The sequence below is a fragment of the Streptomyces sp. NPDC001851 genome (assembly GCF_040297165.1).
Lineage (GTDB): Bacteria > Actinomycetota > Actinomycetes > Streptomycetales > Streptomycetaceae > Streptomyces.
Map to the genome: position 1 here is coordinate 1 of NZ_JBEOYR010000038.1, position 10,326 is coordinate 10,326.

Annotated in this window: 10 protein-coding genes and 1 pseudogene; 5 read left to right on the forward strand and 6 right to left on the reverse strand. The window is 70.3% G+C overall.

The annotated features are described in order from the left end of the window. Window positions 1-11: 11 nt before the first annotated feature. The 4 genes from ABT171_RS37330 to ABT171_RS37345 form a co-directional block, all read right to left on the reverse strand. The gene (locus ABT171_RS37330; protein ID WP_351250871.1) at window positions 12-740 is read right to left on the reverse strand and encodes a hypothetical protein; all 729 of its coding nucleotides are present in this window, start codon (window positions 738-740) and stop codon (window positions 12-14) included. 88 nt (window positions 741-828) lie between these two features. After that, window positions 829-1,173 carry a hypothetical protein gene (locus ABT171_RS37335; protein ID WP_351250872.1) on the reverse strand — a complete coding sequence of 115 codons (345 nt, stop codon included), beginning with the start codon at window positions 1,171-1,173 and terminating at the stop codon, window positions 829-831. After that, complete coding sequence (locus ABT171_RS37340) at window positions 1,170-1,619, reverse strand: hypothetical protein (RefSeq protein ID WP_351250873.1); 450 nt, start codon at window positions 1,617-1,619, stop codon at window positions 1,170-1,172. Before ABT171_RS37340 ends, ABT171_RS37335 begins: the two co-directional genes overlap by 4 nt. Window positions 1,620-1,651: 32 nt before the next feature. After that, on the reverse strand, window positions 1,652-2,761 hold the full coding sequence (locus ABT171_RS37345; RefSeq protein WP_351250874.1) for a hypothetical protein: 1,110 nt from the start codon (window positions 2,759-2,761) through the stop codon (window positions 1,652-1,654). A gap of 102 nt (window positions 2,762-2,863) precedes the next feature. Here ABT171_RS37345 and ABT171_RS37350 point away from each other — a divergent pair, with 102 nt between their 5' ends. Beyond that, entirely contained in the window at window positions 2,864-3,637 is a 774-nt protein-coding gene (locus ABT171_RS37350; RefSeq protein WP_351250875.1) for a glycosyltransferase family 2 protein, read from the forward strand. A gap of 111 nt (window positions 3,638-3,748) precedes the next feature. Here the strand turns inward: ABT171_RS37350 and ABT171_RS37355 are convergent. Further along, window positions 3,749-3,940, reverse strand: a pseudogene (locus ABT171_RS37355) (glycosyltransferase); the annotation flags it as partial. Between the two features lie 108 nt (window positions 3,941-4,048). Here ABT171_RS37355 and ABT171_RS37360 point away from each other — a divergent pair. From ABT171_RS37360 to ABT171_RS37375, 4 genes are read left to right on the forward strand one after another with little or no spacing between them, the layout of a single operon-like run. Then, entirely contained in the window at window positions 4,049-5,500 is a 1,452-nt protein-coding gene (locus ABT171_RS37360) for a site-specific integrase (protein ID WP_351250876.1), read from the forward strand. Window position 5,501: 1 nt separating this feature from the next. Then, the gene (locus ABT171_RS37365) at window positions 5,502-7,262 is read left to right on the forward strand and encodes a hypothetical protein (protein ID WP_351250877.1); all 1,761 of its coding nucleotides are present in this window, start codon (window positions 5,502-5,504) and stop codon (window positions 7,260-7,262) included. Next, a complete protein-coding gene (locus ABT171_RS37370; RefSeq protein WP_351250878.1) occupies window positions 7,259-9,481 on the forward strand; it encodes a hypothetical protein in 2,223 nt (740 codons plus the stop codon). Before ABT171_RS37365 ends, ABT171_RS37370 begins: the two co-directional genes overlap by 4 nt. An 8-nt stretch (window positions 9,482-9,489) precedes the next feature. Next, entirely contained in the window at window positions 9,490-9,978 is a 489-nt protein-coding gene (locus tag ABT171_RS37375) for a hypothetical protein (protein WP_351250879.1), read from the forward strand. A 61-nt stretch (window positions 9,979-10,039) separates the two neighbouring features. Here ABT171_RS37375 and ABT171_RS37380 read toward each other — a convergent pair whose 3' ends face one another. After that, a complete protein-coding gene (locus tag ABT171_RS37380; RefSeq protein WP_351250880.1) occupies window positions 10,040-10,201 on the reverse strand; it encodes a hypothetical protein in 162 nt (53 codons plus the stop codon). Window positions 10,202-10,326: the final 125 nt, after the last annotated feature.

Consider the following 10,326-nt stretch of genomic DNA (forward strand, 5'->3'; position numbering starts at 1 on the left):
CACCCCCCGGGTCATCCGTTCGACAGGGGGGAACAGTCATGCCGGGCCCGGAGGCCAGCGGTCCTCTTACAGGACCGCGGAAAACATAACGGGGGGGGCAGAGCCTGGCCGGCGGCCGATTCGTGGTCGTAGTGCCCGATCACCTCCCAGCCCGCCGTATCAAGGTCACCCGCCAGGGCGATGACGGTGGAGGCGTCGTCCTGGACCAGATAGGCGAGGGTGATGAGACCGCCGTCGGCCGCGTACCAAGACTCGATCGGGTCCAGTTCGCCCCGCCGTCGGGCAGCACGGGCCTCGTCGGTCCACAGGCGCTTGTCGTCGGCGGACAGTTGGGGGCCGGGTTGATGGTGCTGGTCGGCGAGATCGGCTGCGATGGAGCCGTAATCGGCCCAGAAGGCCAGGTGCGGCCACACGGTCGTGTGCTGCTCGCATTCGCCGGCCGATCCGGGCGCGGCGGGATGGTCCAGCACGAGGGTGATCTCGGTGTGGGAGGCGGCGAGGGCGTCGAGCAGGTCACGCCAGGCCGCGGTGTGGGGGGCCGGAGGCAGTCGGTCGAGGCCGCTGCGCGCAGCGTGCAGAAGCTGGTGGCCCTGCTCGGCGAGATGCGTGGCGTAAGCGGCGAGGGCGGCTCGGGTGCGGCGGCCTCGGGCAGTTGCCGACGCGCCGAGGTGGACAGTGCGGCCGTAGCGGTCCCGGGTGGCATCCAGCGCGGTCTCGGTCTCACGGTCGATGACCGCCATCCGCAGCCGGAAACCGCGTCCCCGCTCGGCGAGCTTGGCCGCGCTGGGTGTGGTGGTGTCAGAGATCAGGTGCTCCTGGCGGAAGGTTTCAGCGGCGGGGTGGCCTGCCGGGCGGCGCTTGGGCGGTCATGGCTGGCGGCCGTGCAGGCGTGGCCGGAGCCTCCTGGCCGGGTGGGTGAGGGCGAAGGCCGGGGTCGAGGTGCACCGGGTAGCGGACGGCGGTGAGCATGTCTGCCGCCCAGGCCGCGTGCTCGTTCTCCCAGCGCTGGCCCAGGTCGAACGGCAGCCGTATCCAGTGCCCGCGCAGGGCCGGCAAGAAGAGGAACCCGGCTCGGAGCAGGATGTCTCGGGCGAACGCATCGATGGTGCCGGTGACCTCAATCTCGCCACCTCGCCCGTGAGTGATGCGGATCGTCTCACCGCCGGGTGTCATCGGGAGCGTCCAGCGGGCAGGTGAACGGTCGGGGCGTAAGTGGGCATCGGCGGGATCGGTCGCGGGGCCGGTGCGGTGGTGGTCGGCGCGGCACGGCGTTGGGGGGAGCGCACGGCCGCGGCCTGGGCGGTGCGGGCGCGACGATCCGAGACAGCGTGGCGCCGGGCCGGGCGCGGTGCAGCGGCCGGTGCGTCCGGGTCCAGGCCCATGTCGGCGGACACCGAGTAGCCCTGGGCCCGCAGGTCGCGGACGGCTTGGCGGGTGCGGCGCGGACCGTCACGGTCGGGCTCCGTGAGGCGGAAGAGCCCCGGGCGGTCAGGCACAGGCTCGAACTGCTCACGAGTGAGGAACCAGTGGGCCAGGTGCGCGGGCATCGTGGCGGTGAAGGAGGCGACGAAGCCGTGCTGCGGATGAGTGCCGAAGGCGAAGTGAGTACCAGGGTCCAAGAAGGTGGGTCTCCTTAAGAATCGGGTGCCGGTCAGCGATGGCGCGCCTGGCCGGGCGGGAGGCGGCGGGGCGGCTGGGGAAGGACGGCAGTGGGGCGTGGGCGAGGGGAGGCATCGCGGGCCTGGCGGAGAAACTGGTGGCCGTGGGCGAGCCAGCTCTCGATGGCCGGCCAGGTCCGCGCATGGTGCTCGGAGCGGGCCAGCGGAAGGCCGCTGTTCTGGTCCTCGCGTACCTGTTCTGCGGTGAGGAGCGCGTCGGCGAGCTGGTCGAGCACCTCGGTGTCCTGCGGCCATGCGCTGGTCGCCGGACGGCACTGGTCGAGCAGCGCGGGACCGTGGTCCAGGACGGTGAGAAACTCCCGCCACACGTTGTCCAGGAACTCGCCGGCAGCCGTGGTGAACACCGGGTGTTCGGACCGCAAGGCACCGCCGGACTTGGCGGCGGCACGCAACTCGTTCCAGGAGTCCCACTCCGACTGGATGAGGTCGAGGGCCTCGGCCGTGTGTGCGATCCGGCGCTCGTGGACGGCGCGGTCGTAGGCGGGCAGGTAGCGCTGGATGATCGCCTGCGCGGCGCGGCCGGGGAACGGAGGCACGGTGACGCTGCGAGGAGCGTGCGGATCGTCATACCCCTCACCGAACGGCTCAGGCGCGAAAGCGCCGATGAGGTAGCCCAGTTGATGGCCGGGGCGTTCGACGAGGAGCAAGGTGGTGCCGGAGATCGGGTCGGTGAGAGTGGCGGCGTAGGGGATTCGGTCGGTCCGTACGGCGCGGGCGAGTTCGCCGCAGTCCCATAGATAGGGCACGAGGTCGTCCTGCCACACCGGGTGGGAGTAGATCTCGACCTGCGTGTCCCACTGGCCGGGCAGACAACGGGCGATGTCCTGGGCGGTGTCACCGATGAAGCGCCGGCTGCTGGCCGTCACCTGTATCCCCCGCGTCTCGGCACGTTCGGCCAGGTGGGCCAGGGTGACTCTGGCCGCCGCCTCGTCCGCGTGAGTCAGGCGGTACACCCCCGCCTCGGCCCGGTGGAAACCGGCATCGTTCAGCGCGCTTTCCGCGGACTTGTACTGCTCGCCGGTCGCGATGGCGACGACGCCAGTGTTGCGGCTGTAGGCGAGCGTGATCTGCGCGTCAGCCACTCAGGCGCTCGCGGGGTGCGAAGACGTATCGTCCGCCGCGTAGCCTTGACCGGCGACAACAACGTCCATGACGACTCCAATCTGGGTAAGGAGAGCACCGCTGTGCCCCTGGTTTCTGTGGTCATGCCTGTGCACAATTCGGCGGCCACGCTGGGGCCCGCGGTTCGGTCGGTGCTGGCGCAGACCCACACCGATCTCGAATTGCTGATCACGGACGACGGCTCTTCGGACGAGTCGATGGATCTGCTGAGAGAGCTGGCGCGGCAGGACGAGCGGGTCCTGCCGGAGGCAGCGGTCCGGCAGGGGGGCGCGGCTCGGGCCCGCAACCTGGCGATCGCGCGGGCTCGGGGTGACTACGTCGCCTTTCTCGACAGCGACGACCTGTGGCTTCCGACGAAGGTCGAGAAGCAGCTCGCCTTCGCCGCGGAGGCCGGCACACCCCTGACGTTTACCTCCTACTACAAGATGGACGCCTCGTTCGAGGGTGAGGCCGTCGACTTCGTCCCGAACGGGCGTGTGGTGTGGGCGCCGGAGCGCGTGGACTACAGCGCGATGCTGGTCCAGGACCACATCGGCGCTCTGACCGCCATGTACGACCGCAGGGTGGTCGGTACGAAGCTGATGCCGGACATGCCGAAGCGGCAGGACTACGCCCTCTGGTTGTCGATCATGCGAGATGGGACTCCCGCGCGGGCGCTGCGGGAGCCGTTGGCGGTGTACCGCGCACAGCGGGCGGGGTCGCTCTCGTCGAACAAGCTGTCGCTGGTCCCGTACAACTGGAACCTCTACCGCCAGCATGAACAGCTCTCGGTGTTCCGGTCGGCTCGGGCGCTGGCCGGGTCGGCATGGCACTCGGTGCGGAAGTCACGCATCTAGCCCCCGATCACGAGTTCGGGGCGACCGGCGCATCCGCTCGGGGAGGGGCCCGACCGGTGCCCCGCCCCGCAGCTGTGCCGCGTAGTCGGCGGCTGGACCCGACCCGGTGGGTCACCGGTGCTGGCACAGGAGCGAGCGCAGGCTGCGGCCGTACTGCCAGGCGTGCTCGCGGGCGGCGCTCTCCAGCTGGTCGTATCCCGGCTGGGCGGTCATCTGCCCAGGGTGCTTGCGGTAGCGGTAGACCGGCAGTGGCAGCAGGATCCCGGGAGCAAGGCTGGTGATGCCGACGGCCGCCATGCTATCCCGGCACACCTGCTGCGTCTCATTGGTTGACTCACGGTCGTTGGGGTCGCACGAGAACCTCTCTGTATCTCCTGCACTCAACTGAGTTGGCATGTACGGTCCCGAGGCATGTTGCTGATCTCCTTCTCCCGTGAGGGGTGGGAACAGTGGGGGCTGGACTACGAGCCACTGATCCCTGAGCGCATGCCGATTCTGATCGACGACGACCTCCGGTTCGAGGACGAGTCCGGACCGCGAGCCACCGTGGTCGCCAACACCTGGCTGCGCGAGCTGCCGATCAACAAGGTGCCGGCGTGGCGGTCTTGGTGGGCGTACGCTCGTGCGCTCCTGGCCTGGCTGGAGTTCCTCCAGCGGTACGGCGTGGATCCGTACGGCGACCGCGAGGAACTCCGCGCTGCGCTCGGCGGCCTGGCCGAGTACCGGCTGGCCGGGCCGCTTAAGGAGCGGTGGGACGTCGAGACCTGGAACCAGCGCGTGAACGCGATGTCCCGCTTCTACGGCTGGTGCGTGGACAACGAGCACTGCATGAACGTGCCGTTCACCTATTCGTGGGCCCGGCGCTTTACTGAGACGGGCGGCCCGCGCGAGGTGCGGCGCAACAACGCCTCCATCCGCCGGGCACAGCGGCACGTCACGATGAAGTACCTGGAGGAGGAGTTCGCGGAGCTCTTCGTCAACGCCCTGGCGGGGCTCGGGCCGGACGGGATGCCGTCCGGGTTCCGCGGCCGGATGCTGGGGCGGAACGCGGCCGTGGCCACGTTCGTCCTGTCGGCTGGGCTGAGGGCTCAAGAATTCACCTATCTGTTGCGGTACGAGGTCCCCGGACTTCCGCCGCGGCGGACGCCGATTCCGGTGCCGCTGCCGTTGAGCAGGGCGGTCACCAAGGGCAAGAAGGCCCGGGAGTCGTGGGTGATGTACGACGCGCTCGCGAGGATGCATCAGTACCTGGATCTGGATCGGGAGATAGCCGCGAGCCGGGGCTTATACGTCCCGGGCAGGGGTCCTGGCCTGGAGGTTCGCGATCCGGACTGGGAGGGCGGCCACGTCGACGGCCTGCGCCGGGCGTGGCGCCTGGTGCTGCCGGACGAGCGGCTGCGGCTGGTGGACGAGGCCGGGTGCTCGCCGTTGGTGGCTCTGCAGTCGACTGGTGTGCCGTTCACCGACTGGGACACCGTTTTCCGTCGGACCTCGCGGCGCATCCGGCGGGACTTCGAGCCGAGGTTCCCGATCGTGTCCGCCCACACCCTGCGCCACACGATGGCGATGGCGACCCTGAAGCGGCTGACCCAGGGCTATTACGAGCAGGCCGCGCGGCTGGTGCTGGACACCGACGAGGACGCGGCGCTGGCGCTGTATCTCACGCGCACCGAGCCGTTGCTCGTGCTGCGCGACATCCTCGGTCACTCCAGCGTTCTGACCACGGAACTTTACGTGCGCCGCCTGGACGTACGGCGCATCTACCGCGAGGCGTACCTGCGTCAGGGCCGCGCCGCCGGCCTCGCCAGCCCGGCCGAAGAGGCCGAGGCCGCCGCCGAGTTCACCGACGAGGAGGACCTCTGACATGCCTGCTACCGTCCACCAGGACCCGTTACGCGTCGAGTTCGTCTTCCCTGACGGGCAGCGCTTGACCTGCCTGCTCGACGGTACCGAGGACGACGAGCTGGCCGCCGAACTCTCGCGCGGGCTGCCCGGTCTCGTCCATCCGCTGGGGCAGGTTGCCGCGCCGCGCACCGCCAAGCGGTACGTGCGCGACCTGCGCAAACTGGTCACTGGCCTGACCGCGCTCGGGCTGACCGGCGGGCTGGGCGAGGTGACCGTCCCGATGCTGGTGCGGCACTGGCTCGCCTCGAGCCCGAGCCATGTCATGGGCTCGCGTTGGCTGTTGCTGTCGGTCCAGGACGCGACCGGGCTGATCCCGAAGCCCGTGGTCCACAACATCACCGGCCGGCTCATCAAGAAGATCCCGAAGTCGGACCCGATCCGGCCCTACACCGAGGGTGAGTGGGCGCGGCTGCTTGATGGGCTGCGGTCGGTGGCGGCGCAGGCGTGGTCGGCGCACCGGGAGGCGAAGAACCTGGCTGCTGCCGGATGCCACCCGGCCGAGGGCGCGCTGACCCGCGAGAACGTCGCCTGGCTGCTCCTGCAGGAGGGCCCGATCAGCGGCGAGGAGTTCGGCGAGATGGCCGGATGCTCGCCGAAGAACAAGTGGGTCACCGTTCATGTGAACCAGCTCAAGGACGCGCTGTATCCGACGTCGATCACCTTGGCGGCGCACCGCCTGCTGTTCGGCGCCTACAGCGGCATCGTGCCGGACGGCATCGCGGACCTGGGCCTGGGCGATGTGTCCTGGGCCGGGGAGTCCACGGTGCTGCTGGATTACGTCAAGAAGCGCCGCGGCAAGGAGTCGTCCACGCTGACCGACCGGGCGGTGCGGGTGCTGGAGCGCTGGCTTGCCCTGACGGCGCTGAGTCGCCTGCACGCCCCGACTCACCTGGTCGAGGAGCTGTGGCTGCGCACGCGCCGGCGCCACAGCCGGCGCGAGCATCCGAGGGTCTTCCTGATCGACACGATCGAGGTGAGCTCCCGACGGCAGTGGGCCCAATGGCAGCTCGTCCACCTGACCGGCCTCCAGGGCGACGACGGCAATGCCCTGCCCATCGACAGCCGCCGGGTGCGCACCACGTACCTCAACCAGCTCTCCCGGGCCGGCTGGACCGGGGCCACGACGATCGACCCCAACCACACCCCGGCCGTCGAGGGCGACCACTACCTGTCCTCGCTCACCCCGGCGCAGTTGGAGGCGGTGGAGTCCATCATCGAGGACGGCCAGGCCGACATGCTGCGCAAGGCCCAGCCGCCGACCGTCCTGACCGACGAGGAGACGGCCAAGTTCGCCACCGAACTGCCCGAGCTCGCCCGGCAGATGAGGGTGGATGCCGGGGTACTGGCCGAGCTGCTCGGCGGTGAGCGGGACGTATTCACCGCCTCCTGCAAGGACCAGCTCGCCGGGGTGCACGGCCCGAAGGGCAAACCGTGTCCGGCCCGGCCCTGGGTCTGCCTGCTGTGTCCCCTGGCCCTGTTCATGCCCCGGCACGTGCCGAATCTGCTGCGGCTCAAGGCGTTCTTCTCCCGCCAGTTCCGCCAGATGGCCAACGCCGAGTTCATCGCGGTCTTCGGTCCCTACGCCGACCGGCTGGAGCACGAGATCCTGCCCCGCTTCCCGGACGCCGTCCTTGAGGAGGCCGCAGGCGATGTCGCCGACACGGACGCCGAGGTCCCGCTGCGCCCCGAGGAGGGCACCGACCCCCAGGAGGACGAATGAGTACGCCAGCAGCCGGCCGCACGCCCAAGGCACGGGTCACGCCGATTCCCCCCGAGCTGTCGGCGCGCTCGCCGTTCGCCGGCGCGGACATCGCCGACATGACCGGCCTGACGATGCTGCCGGGGAGCCACCGACCCTGGTTCGAGGAGGACATCTGGGACATGCTCGGCATGGCCGACGCTCCCAAATCCATGAAGCCGTACTACAAGCTCTGGCGCTTCGAGCGCGTCCGCGATCCGCGCTGGCGGCTGGTGACCAAGGAGTTCATCCTGGCCCAGATGTGCCCGCTGGACGAGCGGGTAGCCGCGCTGCCGTTCGCCATCCGCACCGCGATGAAGCCGACCAGCGTGGAACAAGTGATCACGCGTACGGCGACCTGGTTCAACTTCCTCACCACCGCCGGCGTAACCACGCTGGCGGACGTCACCCAGGAGCACTGCGACGACTTCAAGGCACTGTGCCGCCGCCGCAAGAGCCGCCACGACAAGCCTGTCGCCGGGGACGTGGCGCCCGGCACACTCGCCAACCTGGTGCGGCCGGTCCAGGCCCTGGCCCTGTACGGCGACTTGTTCACCGCGGACCGGTACGCCGAGGACTTCATGCCCTGGCAGGGCCGGCCCACGTCGCAGGTCGCCGAGTCCACCGGAGTGGCGGGAAACGTCACCCCGCCGATCCCGGACACCTTGATGCGGCCGGTGCTGGCCGCCGCCCTGTACACCGTCTTCACCCTGGGCCCGCACGTCGCCGACGCGGTCGACAAGCTCCGCGCCCACCGCGAGACGATCGCCCCCATGCCCAAATTGGTGACCCTCACGGCGGAGGCAGCCAGGGACTTGAGCAGGGGCCTGGAACACCACGAGCGTGAGCAGATCCCGCTGCCCAGGCTGCCGACCTACTCCGTCACCCAGCGCATCAAATCCGGCTGGGATCCGGCCGATCCGCTGCTGGAGGTCAACTTCGAGCGGCTGCTGCAGTACACGGTGGGGGTTCATTCGTTTCCGTCTCCGGTATGGGAACTGATCAAGCCCGCGGTGGCGCGGGTCGCCGAGAAGGTCGGCACGGTCTACGAGCACGGCGCACAGGCCGCGCTGATCCCGCGGTGCGACGACGAGTCGGTCCTGGTGCCCTGGACACTGCCGCTGCAGGAGCTGGAGCTGCGCACGCTCGCCCGCATCGTCCAGGCTGCCTGCATGCTGGTGGTCGCCGCGCTCAGCGGGATGCGGGCCAGCGAGTTAGCCGAGATCGGCTCGACCTCCTGCCCGCCGCCGGTGGCGACCTCGGGCGGCCAGGCCCGCTACCGGATCGCCTCGAAAGTCATCAAGAAGCGGCGCTGGGGCGGCGAGCCCGACGAGTGGGTGGTGCTCGAAGAGGCATTTAGGTCCACCGAGTTGAACATCCGACTCGGCGGGGACCGCATCGACAAGGCCCCGTTCGGCACCACCGAGTTCTCCGTCGCGGGCCTGTACGAGAAGTTCAAGACCTTCGTCAACGGCCCCGAGGGCCGACGCCTCGGCCTGCCGCACATCCCGGCGGGTCCGGTCACCAGCCGCGGTGTGCGCCGGACGTTGGCCATCGCGGTGGCCTACCGGCCGGGCGGCCTGCTGGCTGCGAAGGTGCAGCTCAAGCAGGTGCATGCCGCCACAACCGAGGGGTACGCGCACCGTCCTGGCGGGGCCCAGGGCCTGTTCATGGCCGAGGTCGCCGAGCTCGAGCGCGACCGGCAGCTGGAGCTGACGGTGGCGGCCTGGCGTGACTTCAAGGCCGGCCGGATGCCCTCCGGTCCGGGTGCCTCCACGCTCATCGCCTCCTTCGAGCACGTCGACGCTGAGCTGGCCGACCCGCCGCCGGGGCTCGCTCATGTCCTGGACGCCGACCAGCAGCTGTTCAACCTGTTGAAGCCGCTCGCCGCGCGGCTTCACATCGGGGTGGCCAACTACTGCTGGTTCCGTGACCCGGCGAAGGCGCTGTGTCTGCGGCTCGCCGGTGCTGTCATCGGCCCGGACAGTAAGCCCCTGATCGGGATGTGCGACTCGGCCCGCTGCCCGCAGGCCACCCACCACGGGGAGCACCGCCCGGTGTGGCTGAGCAGCGCGGACCGAAGCCGGAAGCTGATCACCGTCCTGCCGCGCAGCCAGAAGGACGCCCGCACCCGCATCCAGGCCGACATCGACCGCTCCCAGCGCGTCGTGGACGCCATCGACCTTGCCACCGTCGGGTAGGAGGGGACGTGCCTCGCATCAGCGGCGAAGACCGCGCCCGAAACGAGGAAGCCATCCGGGCCGCCATGGACCGGCTGCTGCGCGGCGAGCTGCCGCCCGGCGGACGCTGCGACCTCAAGACCCTGGCGGCGGAGGCCGGGGTGACGCGGACCGGCTTCTACGCCAAGCGCAACCGGGACGGGACCACACGGCGCGGCCCGTACCAGCACCTGGCCGAGGAGTTCGAGCGGCGCCTGAAGGCGCTGCAGGACGCCGGAGCGGTGCCCGACCCCCGCGACGGGCAGATCACCCGGCTCAAGCAGGACAACGCCACCCTGCGCGAGCGGGTGTCCGCCCGGGACGCGGAGATTGCCGAGCTGAAGGAGTTCCGGGGGCGGGCGCTGTCGCAGATCGCGGCCCAGGACGCCGAACTGCGGCGGCTGCGCCGCCAGCTCGAAAGCGGCACCGTACGGCGCCTTCCCGCCGCGGGGCAGGCCCCGTTCGGGTCCTGCAGCTGACCACCGCAGCGGCGGCTGCCCTCGGTCAGATGCTGGTGGTCATTGCGGCCGATCGGCGGCGCTACACGTGCAGTACGACGTCGACGGGTGGCGGTGGGGCAGGGACTCCGAACAGCGAGCGGCGCTCCTCGAAGCCCTCGACCTTGATGGGCTGTTGGTGCTGGCGGTGCCAGCGGTCGGCGGTGAGGACGTCGTCGTGTGCCTCGACAAGGCGGTGGTCCAAGGCGAGGCGCCGTACGCCCTGGCCCGCGCCGACCGCGCCGAGGACGCCAGAGCCGACTGGGATGTACCAGAGCGCTGGCCGTCGTCGTCCAAGCCATGGCCGGACGCCGCCCGGAGGCCGAACCC